Origin of the sequence: Sphingobium sp. (assembly GCF_033795625.1) — a bacterium.
Taxonomy (GTDB): domain Bacteria; phylum Pseudomonadota; class Alphaproteobacteria; order Sphingomonadales; family Sphingomonadaceae; genus Sphingobium.
Genome location: NZ_JARYGI010000039.1, coordinates 18,448 through 33,870, shown reverse-complemented (window position 1 = coordinate 33,870; position 15,423 = coordinate 18,448). Strand labels below are relative to the sequence as shown.

Sequence of the window (15,423 nt, the reverse complement as noted above, 5' to 3'; positions counted from 1 at the left end):
ACGCTTCAAATGACCGACGTCAAACTGTCGAAGTCCTCAGATCGATCCCCGAACGACCCTATTTCCGCACCCTGCTAAACTTTTCGGGCCGGTCATCTGACCGGCCCTTTTTTTTGCTCGGATCAAGCGGGGAAACCTAATTGAACAAGCTGCCCCTAGGCGCGTTAACTTTGCGGCAGGATGGCGCCCTTGCAAAACGGTTCCATTTTTGCGACGCGGTTTGGATAAAGAATATGGCAGGGACTGAATGGCGACCGTACAACTGAAGAAGCTGCAGAAGTCACATGGACCAGTGGCCAGAGCGTTCCGGGCCCTGCGCCCTAGTGCGACATTCTTCCGCCAGTTTCTGAAGCACCCGGCTATGATCGGGTCGATCATTCCCTCTTCTCCTTCTCTCGTAAAGTCCGTGCTCGAGCCGGTAGACTGGTCGACGACGCGGCTCTTCGTCGAATATGGCCCAGGCGTGGGCACGTTCACGCGCCCTATTCTCGACCGGATGCGCTCCGATGCGATGTTGATCGCGATCGACACCAACGCCGATTTTGTTCGCTATCTGAGCGCCGATATAGCCGATCATCGGTTTCGCGCCGTGCATGGATCCGCCGCAGATGTCCGGCGGATTATCGCAGAGCATGGCTTTTCACAGGCCGACTATATCTTGTCAGGCTTGCCGTTTTCGACTTTGCCGGAGGGCGTTGGGGCGGCGATTTCCGCTGAGACACATGCGGCGCTTCGGCCAGGCGGCACCTTTCTGGTGTACCAATATTCCCGATTCGTCGAAAAGCTTCTGACGCCGAATTTTTCAAATGTAGAACATGCCGTCGAATGGTTGAATATACCACCATGCCGGATGTTCAAGGCCCGCAAGGACGAGTCACTGGCCCAGGCCGCTTGACCATGAAAGATGCGGCTACGGCGGGTATCTTCAGGAAAGTTGCGTGGCCGAGCAGGAGTTTTGCGCTTTACGACGTTCGCTGACCTCTTGATGGCATCATCTCCAGATCAAGGCCCTTGCATTTCGGGGAGAGGGCTTGCGACGCAGATCATTGGAGGCAGATGGTGAACATGGACGCGAGCGAACACCCTCACCAGCCACAGACGGATGCAGATACATGGTGGCGAGGAGCCGCCATATATCAAATCTATCCCCGCAGCTTCCAGGATTCCAATGACGACGGCGTAGGCGACCTGCCGGGGATCACCGCCAGGTTGGAGCATGTTGCATCGTTAGGTGTGCAGGCAATCTGGCTCTCGCCTTTTTTCCCGTCGCCAATGAAAGACTTCGGTTATGACGTTTCGGACTATTGCGACGTTGATCCGATCTTCGGCACCCTGAGCGATTTCGATGCACTGATCGCGCGTGCCCATTCACTGAATATCAGGGTCATTATCGATCAGGTATATGCCCATACATCGGACGAGCATCCCTGGTTCAGAGAAAGCCGGTCGAGCCGGGATAATCGCAAGGCGGATTGGTATGTTTGGGCCGATCCAAAGCCTGATGGATCGCCACCAACCAACTGGCAGTCCGTTTTCGGAGGCGCCGCATGGACGTGGGATAGCCGGCGCCGTCAATACTACCTGCACAACTTCCTCTCGTCGCAGCCGCAGTTGCACGTTCATGAAGAAGCTGTGCAGCAGGCACTGATTGCCGCGGCAAAGTTCTGGCTTGATCGAGGCGTCGACGGGTTTCGCGTGGATGCGATCAACTTTGCGATGCATGATCCGTTGATGCGCGACAATCCGCCCGCACCGGACACTGGCAAGCTGAGAACCCGGCCCTTCGATTATCAACTGAAGATCTACAACCAAAGTCACGACGACATTCCAGCCTTCATCGAACGGCTGCGGGCATTGACGGACAGCTACGGCGCCCGTTTCACGGTTGCGGAAGTTGGCGGAGACGATGCCGAGCGCGAGATGAAGCTGTTCACGCAAGGAACCAGCCGCTTCAACAGCGCCTATGGATTCGATTTCCTTTATGCTCCGGCGCTCACTCCACAGGTGATTGCTGCAGTCATGGCGCTCTGGCCTGACAATCCTGGCACGGGGTGGCCAAGCTGGGCCTTCGAGAATCACGATGCGCCGAGGGCCATTTCGCGCTGGGCAAGCCCCGCACAACGGGAGGCATTCGGCGCGGTAAAGATGCTGTTGCTCACTTGCTTACGCGGCAACATCTTCCTGTACTATGGTGAGGAACTGGGATTGACCCAGGTCGATATTCCTTTCGAGAAGTTACAGGACCCCGAAGCCATTGCCAACTGGCCGCTGACCTTGAGCCGGGACGGCGCGCGAACACCTATGCCGTGGCAGGCCGATGCTCCGTCACTGGGATTCAGTTCAGCGGAACCCTGGCTTCCGGTAGGGAACGACCATGCCGCACTTGCCGTCGATCAACAGGAAAATGATCCGACCTCATTGCTGGCAAAGACACGGAGATTTGTGGCCTTGCGCAACTCTTCGCCTGCCCTTCGATATGGAAGCCTTGAGGTGATCGAAGCGGAGGGAGACCTGCTGGTGATCGAGCGCGGCCATGACGGTCAGGCACTCCTCTGTGCGTTCAACCTTGGGGCCGCAGACCTGCACTGGACACCTCCGAGTCCGGCAGGTCTTGGTATAGTAGAGGCCGTTAATGGCGCGGGCTTGGATCATCTCCCACCATTTAGCGGGCTGGTTGCGGAGATTATGTCTTAGCGCGGAAAACGGCGGCTGATGAGTGGCGAAACGCACGGCCCGCGAGGGTGCTGCATCCCGTCATGCCTATAGCAGGCCACTGATTCGATTTTGCAAGAAGCCCGAGCTTATAGCGTAGTCTTGCCAAGCGAGCTTTTCGCGACCTTGACGATATGGTCGAAGATCGCCGGATGCAGCGGCCGCTCGAAGGTACAGCCGGCCTCGTGATCAACCACCCACATCACCTGAGCGCGACGTCCTTCAAATCCCGGAAGCATGATCCACAACTCCATGCCTTCGGACAGCTTCACGAAGGTCTGCAATCGAAATCCGGTCGCTGAAAGATCGGAGATGCGGCTGGTGAACCAGCTCTCGCCCGGACGCCGAAGTTTGACGGTGATCTGCACCTTGTGGCGGGTGTCGGACCTGTCAAATCCCGGTTTGATATTTCTGGCGGCCATGATCGGTCACGTACTTGTGCTGGAAATGATGAGCAGACCCTACAGCGCAAGAATGACCAGCCTGTTAATCACGGATGAAAAAAGGGGCCGCAAATCGCGACCCCTTTTTCTCCAGGCGGCGCTGCCCTTGGGCAACGTAGTGCATCAATCTGCTACCGCGTCAGAACGAGCCGTACTGCTCGTTACCGACGAAGCCGAGCTTCGTCACATTGGCACGCTTGATTTCCGCAAGCACTTGATCGACCACGACATAACGCGTCTGCGCATCGGGCTGGAACTGCAACTCAGGCTCAACCGGCAGCGAGAGAGACTGCTTGAGGTAGAGGCGCAGCGTCAGCAGATCGATCGGCGATCCGTTCCAGGTGATCGTACCACCGGCGTCGATAGCGACCTTGTTCTTCACAGGGTCAACGACGCTATCGGTCGGAGGCGCGTTCTGCGGCAAGTCGATCTTCACGGCATGCGTTTGGATCGGGATGGTGATGATGAACATGATGAGGAGCACGAGCATGACGTCGATCAACGGCGTCGTGTTCATCTCCATCATCGGCTCGCCATCTTCAGAGGCAGCAGCCATTGCCATTGTCAAAAACTCCTGTTCGGTCTCTTAGAGACGCTGGATATGCAGCGAGGCGGGATCGGGTTCGGAGATGAAACCGACCTTCGGAAAGCCAGCGCGCTGCATGGTGTAAATCGTACCACCGATGCACCGGTACGGTGTGTTGATGTCGCCGCGGATATGCACTTCGGGCAGATCCTCCGGCGTCATGTTTTCGATGCCACCGACCTTCTTGATGTCTGCTTCCAGCTTGGCCACAGCACGATTCAACAGATCCGTCGAGTCGACTTTGGTCATGTTCCAGTATACTTGGCAGCTACCGTCCGCGCCCGTGTTGATGGACAGCGACACGTTCTCCGGCTTTGTGGTCGTCGGCTCGAAAGCCACCTTCGGCAGATTGAGATCCACCGTCTGGATCACGACCGGAACGGCGATCAAGAAGATGATGAGCAGCACGAGCATGACGTCAACGAGGGGCGTCGTGTTGATCGTGCTAATCGGCGCGTCTTCGCCGCCGGGTCCAACACTCATTGCCATTTATCAGTATCCTAACATGTCTGTCTTTGACCCCGATTGCGAAGCGGAGCCAGGTGCCTGGACGCAGCGCAGCCCGCTGCTTCCAGGCACCCTTGCAATCAGGCCTTGGTCGGCGCAGCAGCAACCGGCTTTGTAACCGGAGCAGTAGCGGCACCACCGGTCGTGACTACCGGCTTAACTGCGCCGTTCGAAACCATGTAGCCGAGCAGGTCCGTCGAGAAGGAGCTGAGGTCCTCCGCGATCGCTTTGTTGCGGCGCTGCAGGAAGTTGTAGGCAAGCACGGCGGGAACCGCGACGACCAGACCGAGCGCGGTCATGATCAGAGCTTCACCGACAGGACCGGCAACGGCGTCAATCGATGCCTGACCCGACGCACCGATCTTGATCAGAGCGCGGTAGATACCGATAACCGTACCGAACAGACCCACGAACGGCGAAGTCGAACCCACCGTTGCAAGGAAGGCGAGACCGCCGCCGAGCTTCCAGTTGATCGCGTTTTCCGAACGTGCAAGCGAACCGTGCAGCCAGTCATGCGCTTCGACCGGATCGGTCAGCTTGCCGTGCTGTTCCTGAGCAGCAATGCCGTCATCGACGAGCTGCTTATAGGCCGAGTTCTTCTCCAGCTTGGCGGAGCCTTCGCGAAGATTGGCCGAACGCCAGAACACCTGGCGAACCTTCTTGTACTGGTTGATCACCTTCTGCTGCTCGATCAGCTTGGTGAACAGGATGAAGAACGTGCCGACGGACATGCCGACGAGGATGATGAAAACGGTCCAGGCGATAACACCGCCCTGCTCGAGCGCTTCCATAAGACCATATGGGTTGGCTGCTGCCTTCGGGGCGGCGGCGGCTGCGATAGACATCAACATGTTCGTGACTTCCCTCTCATTGGGTTCAGTTAATGGGGGCGATCCGGCGACTTGGCTGGACCGCCCCGAAATTCAACGCGGCATCTTTACTTCGGCAGTGTCCACACGATGCGACTGCTGAAGCTATCTGCCATAGGCTGACCGTCGGCACCGACCGCAGCCTTGAAGCGCGCGCGGCGAGGCAGGAGACGGCACGCCTCTGCATCAAGATCGGCATGTCCGCTGGAAGATGTGACGGTGCAGTTCGTCACGCGTCCGTCTGGACCGATGTCGAGCTTGAAGCCCGTGGTACCCGAACGTTCTTCACGTTGCGCACGGCTGGGGTAGTCAGCGTCGGTGATCCAGCCACCCGGCGACCCGCGTGGAGCAGCCCGGCTGGCTGCCACCTTCGGCGCAGGCGGCGGTGGTGGCGGCGGCGCAGCTACCGGCACCGGATTGAAGACCGGCGGCGGCGTGCGCACTGTCTGGATCGGCGGCGCGGGCGCCGGCGTCTGGACGATCGGCGGCGGCGCTACGACCGGCGGCGGCTCGATAGGCTGGTCCGGCGGCGGTGGCGGCGGCTCCTCGTCCGGTGGCGGCGGTTCTTCCTTAACATCTATGACGTTCAGTTCCTCCGCCGCCTTTTTGACATATTGCATGCCAAGACCGGAGACGAACGCGTAACCTAGAACAGCATGAATCAGGGCAACGATGACGATCGAAACCGTGCGACTCGAACCCTCTGAGTGGTCAGCATAAGCCATTCAGCAACGACACTCCTTAACTCGGCTTCTTGAAAAATGACGACCTATGGACAACATTGGCCACAAGGTGACCGGGTAGCCCGTCCATCTTTATGGCCCTAGTCCGCTTATTTGCTATCTCTGCAACTCCTATCGCGGCCAAACGCGTGACGCAAACGCTTTATCAAATACATCGATTGCTTTCGCGCACGAATGTCGAAATTACTTGCCTGTGGTATCATCGCCACGCATTCATCAGGTCGAACGAACATGCGTATGATTTCCTCCATTGCCCACGCTAAAAGCTCGACTGCGAGGCGCCTTTTTTTTGCCGCAAACGCCTGTATTCTTGGCTTTTACTGTCCTGCAACGGCACAGCCTGCGCCCGAAAAACCGGCGATTATGGCGGGGAGCGCACCGGTATTATCATACGCCGATCTGGCCGATCTCGCGACGGTTGCGACGGTCGTGGTGAAAGCTGAAATAGCGGACGTCATGTTCCTGAAGCCGGCGCAATCTGCGGGATTACGCCAAGGGTTCCGGCGCGCTTACATCAGAGCCAAAGCAGTTGCCCTGATTCGCGGCGAAGGCGGAATAGCGCCAATGCTCAGCTACATTTACGACGTGCCGGTCGATGCGCGCGGCAAGCCGATCAAGCTCAAGAAGCGGGCCGTTTTGCTTTTTGCCCGGCCCACTTCGCGACCCGGTGAAATCCAGCTCGTCGCGCCCGACGGGCAGGTAAACTGGAGCGGCGAAACCGAATCAGTCGTCCGCACGCTCGTCTCCGAACTGCTAGCCGCCAAATCCCCGCCGAAGATCCTTGGGCTGGGCGACGCATTCCATGTCGCAGGTACGGTTCAAGGTGAAGGCGAGACCCAGATATTCCTGCGAACCGACAGTGGCGAGCCCGTGTCCCTGTCCGTGATCCGCCGTCCGGGCCAGGATGCGAAATGGGCAGTGGCCCTAGGGGAGATCGTCGATGAGGCGGCCGAATCGCCCAACCCTGGTACATTGCTTTGGTATCGCCTTGCCTGCAGCCTGCCCCCGTCCCTGCCCTCCAGCGCCGTACGTACGCTTGCAGTAACGGACGCAGAGGCTGCGCGGACGGATTACCAGTTGATAGTCGAGCGGCTGGGACCTTGCGGACGGACGCGTGCGATTCGCTGACACGGCCCCGCCGGTTTGGAGCGATAGGTCTTGGAAATGGCCCTTCCCCCGTATATCAGCCCGCCAGTCGATAATTGGGGTTGCAGAAGCCGAACATGGAAACAACGGATCACCGGCCGGACGGCCTTAAGCCCCTGCGCGTGGCCATTGTCGGACTTGGCACCGTGGGGGGTGGCGTCCTCCGTCTGCTGGAAACCAATGGAGCGCTGATCGCCCGACGGTCGGGGCGGCCTATCCAGATCGTTGCGATCTCGGCGCGCGACCGGTCGAAGGACCGCGGCATCGATCTGGCGGCCTACGAATGGGTGGACGACATGACGAGCCTCGTTCAGCGCGACGATGTCGATGCAATAGTGGAACTGATCGGCGGGTCGGACGGCCCGGCGCTCACGCTTGCGAGGCAGTGCCTGGCTGCGGGCAAGCCTTTCGTCACTGCGAACAAGGCTATGATTGCACACCATGGCCTTGCTTTGGCAAGCGCTGCGGAAGCGGCCGGGGTGGCGCTCAAATACGAAGCGGCGGTTGCCGGCGGGATTCCGGTCATCAAGGGGCTGCGCGAAGGCGCAGCGGCAAACGAGATCGGCCGGGTCTATGGGATATTGAACGGCACCTGCAACTATATCCTGACCACCATGGAAAAGGCGCAGGAGGCCGGCGCTCCCCAAGATTTCGCCGATGTGCTGAAGGATGCGCAGTCACTGGGATATGCGGAAGCGGACCCGAGCTTCGACATCGACGGAGTGGATGCCGCCCATAAGCTTTCGATTCTGGCGAGCTTGGCCTTTGGCACCCGGCTGGATTTCGGCGCGGTCGATATCACCGGCATCCGCCATGTCATCGCTGCGGACATCGCCGAAGCCGCCGCACTGGGTTATCGCATCCGGCTGGTGGGAATGGCGGAAAACGGTGCAGATGGGCTGTTCCAGCGCGTGCATCCCATGCTGGTGCCGCTCAACCATCCCCTCGCCCATGTGGATGGTTCGCTGAACGCCGTAGTTGCGGAAGGCAATTTCGTCGGACGCCTGTTCTTCCAGGGCGCGGGCGCGGGCGATGGACCGACAGCTTCTGCTGTGGTCGCCGACCTTATCGATGTCGCCCGCGATGAATATGGCGATGCCTTCGCAATGCCTGTCGCCTCACTGGATGGCCAGACGAAAGCGGATACGGGCGCCCGCCTGGGACGAAGCTACGTACGCTTCAGGGTCGCCGATCGACCCGGCGTTCTGGCGGAGATCGCCGCCGCGACCCGCGACGCGGGTGTCTCTATCGAGAGCATGATCCAGCGGGGGACGGCGCCATCGGGCGATCCGCACAATCAGGGCGTCCTCGTCGCTATCGTCACGCATGCAGGGGCGGAACGTTGCGTTGCGGACACGCTGGCACGGCTGGCGGGTTCCGACAGCCTGCTCGATCAGCCGATGGTCATGCACATTCTCGACTGATCCCAAGCAACGGCAAGCCAGCCGTGGGTTATGTCGCGATTACAGCACAAACTTATCCTTACGCTTCTCGACAAGGTAGCATCCACCGCCTATCGCCTTGTGCATATGCAGCATTGGCAGTTGGCAGGATAAAGGGGTTTTTCATATGCAGGCGAGTTCGATCCTGGATCGCGTTCTTGTGCTTGAGATGGTGCGAGTCACCGAAGCAGCGGCGATTGCCGCGTCCAAGCTGATCGGTCGTGGCGACGAAAAGGCCGCCGACGCTGCCGCTGTCGAAGCCATGCGAATCGCCTTCAACGATCTCTACATGGATGGCACTGTCGTGATTGGCGAGGGCGAGCGTGACGAAGCGCCCATGCTCTACATCGGCGAAAAGGTCGGCAATGCCATCGGCACCGGGCCCAAGATCGACATCGCGCTTGATCCCCTGGAAGGCACCACCATCACTGCAAAGGCGGGTCCGAACGCATTGGCGGTGCTCGCGATCTCCGAAGAAGGCGGACTGCTGAATGCGCCTGACGTGTACATGGAGAAGCTCGCGGTCGGCCCCGGCTATCCCGACAACATCATCGACCTTAACAAGTCGGTGCGGGAGAATGTCGAAGCAGTCGCTGCGCACAAGGGCGTGGAACCCGGCGATATCATCGTGTGCGTGCTGGACCGCCCCCGCCACGAAAAGCTGATCGGCGAGCTGCGCGCGATCGGGTGCGGCATCATGCTGATCCCGGACGGCGACGTAGCGGGCGTGATCGCGACCACGAACCCCGAAACCACGATCGACATGTACATGGGTTCCGGCGGCGCTCCTGAAGGCGTGCTTGCCTGCGCTGCGCTGCGCTGCGTCGGCGGCCAGTTCAAGGGCCGCTTGCTGTTCCGCAACGATGACGAGAAATCTCGCGCCTACAAGTGGGGCATCACGGATCTCGACAAGGTCTATGATCTCAAGGAACTGGCTATCGGCGACTGCATCTTCGCGGCCACCGGTGTGACGGACGGGTCGTTGCTGGCAGGCGTAAAGCGCCTCCCCGGCGGCAAGATGACGACCGAGAGCGTCGTCATGCGCGCCAGCTCCGGTACGGTCCGCTGGGTCAAGGGCGAACATCGCTCCGCCTGACTCCTGCGAGTCATGAACGAATGAAGGCGGCGCTTTCCGAAAGGGGGGGGCGCCGTTACTTCTTCAAGCGAAGTTACTTCTTTAAGCGATAGCCGGTGCTGAACATCCAGCTGATGATCGCGATGCAGGCGATCAGCATGGCCGCTACGATGCCGATGCTCCAGCCAATGCTGACGTCGCCCTTGTCAAAGAAGGTCCAGCGGAATCCGCTGATCAGGTACACCACCGGATTGAAGAGCGTGATCGTCCGCCAGGGCTCCGGCAGCATGTGGATCGAGTAGAACGCGCCGCCGAGGAAGGTCATCGGCGTGACGACCAGTAGCGGTATCACCTGAAGCTGTTCGAAACTCTGCGCCCAGACGCCCAGGATGAAGCCGAACAGGCAGAAGGTGATCGCTATCAGGACCATGAAACCGACCATCAGGACCGGATGCGCGATCGGCAGATCCACGAACAAGTGCGCCGTCGCAAATATGATCAGCCCGAGGATCAATGACTTGGTTGCCGCGGCCCCGACATAGGCGACCACCGTCTCCAGCGCGGAGACGGGTGCGGAGAGCAGTTCGTAAATGGTGCCAGTGAATTTGGGCATGTAGATGCCGAAGCTCGAATTGAAGATGCTCTCCGTGAACATCGACAGCATGATCAGCCCCGGCACGATGAAGGCGCCATAGGGAATCCCGCCGACTTCCTTCATCTGGCTGCCGATCGCGGAGCCGAACACGATGAAATAAAGCGAAGTCGTGATCACCGGCGTCGCGAGGCTGGTAAGGAGAGTGCGGCCGAAACGCGCCAGCTCGAACTGATAGATTGCGCGCACGGCGTTGAGGCTGAAGTGGATCATGCCGCGGCTCCCTCGACAGGCGTGTGGACGAGACCGACGAAAATATCCTCCAGGCTGCTCTGGCGCGTATTCAGGTCCTTGTAGGCGATCCCAAGGTCCCCCAGCCGGCGCAGCAATGATGATACGCCGGTTCGATCCGCATGGGTGTCGAACAGATACTCGATCTCATGCCCCTCCCCCTTCAGGGTTACATCCCATTCGGCAAGCTCCGGCGGGACCACGTCGAGCGGATCCGCCAGCATGACTGTCAGCGTCTTCTTGCCAAGCTTGTGCATCAGCGTGGTCTTGTCCTCGACCAGGATAAGCTGCCCACGATTGATCACGCCAACCCGGTCGGCCATTTCCTCGGCCTCTTCGATATAGTGCGTGGTCAGGATGATGGTGACGCCCGTTTCGCGCAGTTGCCTCACCAGAGCCCACATGTCGCGGCGCAGTTCCACGTCGACGCCGGCGGTAGGCTCGTCCAGGAACAGCACGCGGGGTTCATGGCTCAACGCCTTGGCGATCATCACCCGGCGCTTCATACCGCCAGACAGCTCCATGATCTTGGCGTCGCGCTTGTCCCACAGCGATAGGTCGCGCAGGATTTTCTCGACCAGCGCGTCGTCGCGCGGCTTGCCGAAAAGGCCCCGGCTGAAGCGCACGGTGGAGATCACCTTCTCGAACTGATCGGTATGCAGCTCCTGAGGCACCAGTCCGATTGCTGCGCGCGATCCGCGATAGTCCCGCACGATGTCATGTCCCGCCACGGTGACGCTGCCGCCACTGGCGTTCACATTGCCGCAGATGATCGAGATGAGCGTCGTCTTCCCAGCACCGTTGGGCCCGAGAAGCGCGAAGATTTCGCCTTCCTCGATCTCGAGATCGATGTCGTGCAGCGCCATGTGGCCTGACGCGTATCGCTTCGTCAGGCCCGAGATACTGATGATGGATGCCATGATGCGGCGAAAGCCCCTTATATGTTGCGCCTGAAGGTAAGAGAGGCGCGGCGGTTTGCAAGGCGAAAGCATGGGAACGATACCAGCGGCCTCAAGACAAAGCGATTGCGTCGGGCCCGTGGGATCATTACTGCGCTGACCCCATCCGACGAGCACCGCGCGGTCCCTTGCGCTTTCGATCCATGGAGAGACTATATGGCCACCGCGCCGAACAACGCACTGCCCATTTTCTACAATGACCTCATTCCGCTCAACAGCCAGGAGCATGGCGATTTCCGTTTCCGTGCATCGGACTCCGCGCCCTTTCTGACCAATCAACATGCCGTGCCGCTCACGGTGGATGAGTTCATCACGGCGCAGCGCTTCGTGCCGATCATCTTCTCGTCAGGCAACGATCCGGTGCCGCTGGCGCTGATGGGCCTGAACGAAGGCATCAACACGTTCCTCGACGACGAGGGCAAGTTGCGCGGCCCGACCTACGTCCCTGCCTATGTTCGCCGCTATCCCTGGATGCTCGCCAAGCTGCGTCCGGATAGCGATGAGCTGTCGCTCTGCTTCGACCCGACGAGCCCGACCATCGGCCAGTTCGATGACGGCGATCTCCTTCTGGAAGACGGCAAGCCGACCGAGCTGACGACCAACATCCTCAAATTCTGCGAGGAGTTCGAGCAGTCTGCCGCGCGCACCGGCCAGTTCGTTGCCGACCTCAAGGGCCTGGACCTGCTGATGGATGGCGAAGTGTCGATCCAGATGCCGAACAACGATCAACCGTTCGTGTATCGCGGCTTCCAGATGGTGAATGAAGAAAAGCTGCGCGACATGCGTGGCGATCAGCTTCGCAAGATCAGCCAGAATGGCATGCTGCCCCTCATCCATGCCCACCTGTTTTCGCTGCAACTGATGCGTGAAGTCTTCCAGCAGCAGATCGAACAGGGAAAAATGCCGAACGTTCCGGTGTCGCAATAACCGCGATGAATTCTGGATTCTTGAGGCAGGTTAGAAAAAAAGGTTGCCAAAGCGCACTTATTTTCACTTATCTGCCTTGAAACTTTCAAACCATGCCCTTAATTCATGGACATGCAGCGCACCTGCCCCCCTTTCGGGTGTGTTGCATTGATGTCTCCTCGGAGACGTCTCCTCCCTGAACCTTGGCCACCCCGTTTAACAACGGGGTGGTTTTTTCTTGGGGCCTAGTTGATCCGGGTCATTCCGCTGCCTGTGCAAAGGCCGGCGCCTGCCATTCATCCGCGAGCGTCGCGGTGAGTTCCACCAGCAGGGCCTGAATAGCCGATGCGCCATCACACGCTCGGTCCAGCGACGAATCCAGATAAAGGCTGCGATCGATTTCCACCTGAAGCGCATGGAAGTTCTTTTCAGGACGGCCATGTCGGGCGATCAGGTAGTTGCCGGGATAGGGATGATTTTGCGCCACCGTCATCCCCCTTGCCCGAATCACCGCCTCCGCGCGCATGATGAGGCGGCCCGAGGCACTTCGGCCGAAACCGTCGCCAAGCACCACCTGCGGAGATCCCTGCTCGGCGGTTGGCGGCAAGGGCGGCATGGAATGTATATCGAGCAATATCGCATAGCCATATGCGTCCCTTGCCCGCTGCATCATCGCTTCGAGCGCGGCGTGATATGGCCGATGCACCTGCGCGATACGGCCCTGGAGTTCGGTCCAGTCGAAAGGTTGCCGCCACAAGTCATTCGCGCCATGCAGACGGCGCGGGAAAAGCCCGAGGCCCCCGCGCAGTTTCGCGCTTTGATAAAGGCCCGCGCCATAGGGCAGGTCGCGCACCATCACGGGGTCGATCTCCCGCTCGTCGCGATTGAGGTCGATCAGCGCGCGTGGGGCCCGCGCCACCAGCACCTCACAGCCGCGCTCGATAAGGCCATGGACCAGCAAATCGGCATATCGGTCCTCCAGCCTTCGCAGGACCGCGGCCGGAACGCGGGCCTGGGCCAGGAGCCATGCGGGATAGTCGCGCCCCGCGTGGGGCACCGATATGACGATCGGGCTGAGCGGCGCCCTCAGATCTCCGGCGCTCCCGTAGCGGGTAAAGGCAGGCGCGGACTCCAGGGGTCGCGCCAGCGGCGAAAAGGTCCATTCCGGCTCTGCCGTGCCCGTCATGAAATTCCCTTCTTTGCCCCGGGAAAGAGTCCGCGCGGCTGGAAAATGTTAAGTCCTTGTCGCATAAGGTAAGGTCTGATGCCAAGCCCCGCGCAATTGCGGGTGCAGCACCGTGCCAGTGCGACATGCCGGCCGGAACGGAAAGACTGATGACGACCATGGTTCGGATATTGCTGGCGGAAGATGACGATGCGATGCGGCAGTATCTGGCGCGGGCCTTGGAAAGGTCCGGCTATGAGGTTGTCGCAGTGGATCGCGGCACGGCGGCGCTGCCACTCATCAAAGCGGAACGATTCGATCTTCTGCTGACCGATATCGTGATGCCGGAAATGGACGGGATCGAGCTGGCGCAGCAGGCCGCGACCATCGCACCCGATATGCGCGTGATGTTCATCACCGGCTTCGCGGCCGTGACGCTCAAGGCAGGCAAGGCTATGCCGCAGGCCAAGGTGCTGTCCAAGCCGTTCCACCTGCGCGATCTCGTGCTTGAAGTGGAGCGTATGTTCGGCCAGCAAAGCGCTTCCGGCCTGAACTGAGACATAGCTCAGTCGGGGATGATTTCCTCTGTGCCCGGCGCAGGGTCCAGCGGCTTGCCCGCCATGGCGGCATTCAGGCGGTTCCGGTCCAGCCCGCCCTCCCATGCCGATACTACGATGGTGGCGACGGCATTGCCCATGAAGTTGGTCAGGCTACGGCATTCGCTCATGAAGCGATCAACGCCCAGGATCAGCGCCATACCGGCCACAGGCACGCTCGGCACGATCGACAATGTGGCCGCAAGGGTGATGAACCCTGCTCCGGTGACGCCCGCTGCGCCCTTCGAACTTACCATTGCGACCAGCAACAGCGCCAATTGCTGTTCGAGGCTGAGATGGACGTTGGTCGCCTGCGCGATGAACAGCGCCGCAAGCGTCATGTAGATGTTCGTGCCATCCAGATTGAAGCTGTATCCCGTCGGTACGACCAGGCCGACAATGGATTTGCGGCACCCTGCCCGCTCCATCTTCTCGATCAGGCTCGGCAGCGCGGCTTCGGAAGAAGACGTGCCCAGCACCAGGAGCAGTTCGGCTTTGAGATAGGCAATGAGCTTCAAAATGTTGAAGCCTGCAAACCATCCCACCGCGCCCAGAACGACCAGTACGAAGAGCAATGACGTAAGATAGAAAGTCGCAACCAGCCCGGCCAGATTGGCGAGCGTTCCTATGCCATATTCGCCGATCGTGAAGGCCATTGCGCCGAATGCGCCGATGGGCGCCGCCTTCATCAGTATCGCGACGAGGCGGAAGATCGCATGGCTGGCGGAATCGAGTACCGCCATCAGTGGCGCTGCCTTGTCGCCAATCAGCGTCAGGGCGATCCCGAACAGGATGGCGACGAACAGCACCTGGAGGATGTTGCCCTCCGCTACCGCCGAAACAAGCGTGGACGGGATGATGTTGAGCAGGAATGCCGTCAGCGTCTGGTCATGGGCTTTATGGGCGTAGTCTGCGACTCTGCCTGCATCCAGCGTAGCGGGATCGATGTTGAGGCCAGCACCCGGTTGCACCAGGTTGGCAACGATCAGGCCAACGAACAGCGCCAGCGTCGAGAAGGTGAGGAAATAGGCAAATGCCTTGGCAGCGACCCGCCCGATAGCCCCCAGCCCTTTCATGCCCGCGATGCCGGTTACGATCGTCAGGAATATGACGGGAGCGATGATCATCTTCACCAGCTTGATGAAGGCATCGCCCAGCGGCTTCAGACTTGCCCCCGTTTCGGGCCAGATGTGCCCGACCGTCACGCCCAGTGCTATCGCGACAAGAACCTGAACATAAAGATGACGATAGAAAGGGAGGCGTTCGGGCGACTGATCGACGGATTGCGGCAACATGCTTTGGCGTTCCCCTGTTGCTATCGACCGTACCGCGCCGGGCGGCGGTGTCCAGTAACTTCCATGGCCGCAAGACTTGAATGCGGCCAGAGGCTT

At 59.9% G+C, this 15,423-nt stretch carries 16 protein-coding genes; 7 read left to right on the top strand and 9 right to left on the bottom strand.

What is annotated here, in order from left to right; all coding sequences use genetic code 11:
* Positions 1–247: 247 nt before the first annotated feature.
* A complete protein-coding gene (locus tag QHC67_RS15870) occupies positions 248–895 on the top strand; it encodes a methyltransferase domain-containing protein (RefSeq protein ID WP_319295748.1) in 648 nt (215 codons plus the stop codon).
* Positions 896–1,056: 161 nt separating this feature from the next.
* On the top strand, positions 1,057–2,694 hold the full coding sequence (locus QHC67_RS15865) for an alpha-glucosidase (RefSeq protein ID WP_319295747.1): 1,638 nt from the start codon (positions 1,057–1,059) through the stop codon (positions 2,692–2,694).
* Positions 2,695–2,801: 107 nt separating this feature from the next.
* Here QHC67_RS15865 and QHC67_RS15860 read toward each other — a convergent pair whose 3' ends face one another.
* The 5 genes from QHC67_RS15860 to QHC67_RS15840 form a co-directional block, all read right to left on the bottom strand.
* Positions 2,802–3,134 (bottom strand): PilZ domain-containing protein, encoded by a 333-nt coding sequence (locus QHC67_RS15860; protein WP_319295745.1) that lies wholly within the window; start codon positions 3,132–3,134, stop codon positions 2,802–2,804.
* A gap of 160 nt (positions 3,135–3,294) precedes the next feature.
* Positions 3,295–3,717: a biopolymer transporter ExbD gene (locus QHC67_RS15855; protein WP_319295744.1), complete on the bottom strand. Its 423-nt coding sequence runs from the start codon at positions 3,715–3,717 to the stop codon at positions 3,295–3,297.
* A 24-nt stretch (positions 3,718–3,741) separates the two neighbouring features.
* On the bottom strand, positions 3,742–4,230 hold the full coding sequence (locus QHC67_RS15850; protein ID WP_319295742.1) for a biopolymer transporter ExbD: 489 nt from the start codon (positions 4,228–4,230) through the stop codon (positions 3,742–3,744).
* 98 nt (positions 4,231–4,328) lie between these two features.
* Positions 4,329–5,099, bottom strand: a complete 771-nt coding sequence (locus QHC67_RS15845; RefSeq protein ID WP_319295741.1) for a MotA/TolQ/ExbB proton channel family protein — start codon at positions 5,097–5,099, stop codon at positions 4,329–4,331.
* An 86-nt stretch (positions 5,100–5,185) separates the two neighbouring features.
* Positions 5,186–5,842: an energy transducer TonB gene (locus tag QHC67_RS15840; protein WP_319295739.1), complete on the bottom strand. Its 657-nt coding sequence runs from the start codon at positions 5,840–5,842 to the stop codon at positions 5,186–5,188.
* 381 nt (positions 5,843–6,223) lie between these two features.
* Between QHC67_RS15840 and QHC67_RS15835 the strand changes: the two genes are divergently transcribed.
* From QHC67_RS15835 to glpX, 3 genes are all read left to right on the top strand, one after another.
* A complete protein-coding gene (locus tag QHC67_RS15835; protein WP_319295738.1) occupies positions 6,224–6,988 on the top strand; it encodes a hypothetical protein in 765 nt (254 codons plus the stop codon).
* A gap of 95 nt (positions 6,989–7,083) precedes the next feature.
* The gene (locus QHC67_RS15830) at positions 7,084–8,430 is read left to right on the top strand and encodes a homoserine dehydrogenase (protein WP_319295736.1); all 1,347 of its coding nucleotides are present in this window, start codon (positions 7,084–7,086) and stop codon (positions 8,428–8,430) included.
* Positions 8,431–8,575: 145 nt separating this feature from the next.
* Complete coding sequence (gene glpX, locus QHC67_RS15825; protein ID WP_319295735.1) at positions 8,576–9,544, top strand: class II fructose-bisphosphatase; 969 nt, start codon at positions 8,576–8,578, stop codon at positions 9,542–9,544.
* 73 nt (positions 9,545–9,617) lie between these two features.
* On the opposite strand, the gene QHC67_RS15820 is transcribed toward glpX, so the two are convergent.
* Together QHC67_RS15820 and QHC67_RS15815 are read right to left on the bottom strand one after the other, a co-directional pair.
* Positions 9,618–10,388, bottom strand: a complete 771-nt coding sequence (locus QHC67_RS15820) for an ABC transporter permease (protein ID WP_319295733.1) — start codon at positions 10,386–10,388, stop codon at positions 9,618–9,620.
* A complete protein-coding gene (locus QHC67_RS15815; protein WP_319295732.1) occupies positions 10,385–11,326 on the bottom strand; it encodes an ABC transporter ATP-binding protein in 942 nt (313 codons plus the stop codon). The genes QHC67_RS15820 and QHC67_RS15815 overlap by 4 nt, the downstream gene beginning before the upstream one ends.
* 195 nt (positions 11,327–11,521) lie before the next feature.
* On the opposite strand from QHC67_RS15815, the gene QHC67_RS15810 reads away from it, so the two are divergent.
* Positions 11,522–12,292, top strand: coding sequence for a SapC family protein (locus tag QHC67_RS15810; protein WP_319295730.1), 771 nt, complete (start codon positions 11,522–11,524; stop codon positions 12,290–12,292).
* A gap of 238 nt (positions 12,293–12,530) precedes the next feature.
* Here the strand turns inward: QHC67_RS15810 and QHC67_RS15805 are convergent, their stop codons facing one another.
* Positions 12,531–13,457, bottom strand: a complete 927-nt coding sequence (locus QHC67_RS15805; protein WP_319295729.1) for an N-formylglutamate amidohydrolase — start codon at positions 13,455–13,457, stop codon at positions 12,531–12,533.
* Positions 13,458–13,615: 158 nt separating this feature from the next.
* Here QHC67_RS15805 and cpdR point away from each other — a divergent pair, with 158 nt between their 5' ends.
* A complete protein-coding gene (cpdR, locus tag QHC67_RS15800) occupies positions 13,616–13,993 on the top strand; it encodes a cell cycle two-component system response regulator CpdR (RefSeq protein WP_319295749.1) in 378 nt (125 codons plus the stop codon).
* Between the two features lie 8 nt (positions 13,994–14,001).
* Here cpdR and QHC67_RS15795 read toward each other — a convergent pair whose 3' ends face one another.
* On the bottom strand, positions 14,002–15,327 hold the full coding sequence (locus QHC67_RS15795) for a dicarboxylate/amino acid:cation symporter (RefSeq protein ID WP_319295727.1): 1,326 nt from the start codon (positions 15,325–15,327) through the stop codon (positions 14,002–14,004).
* Between the last annotated feature and the right edge of the window lie 96 nt (positions 15,328–15,423).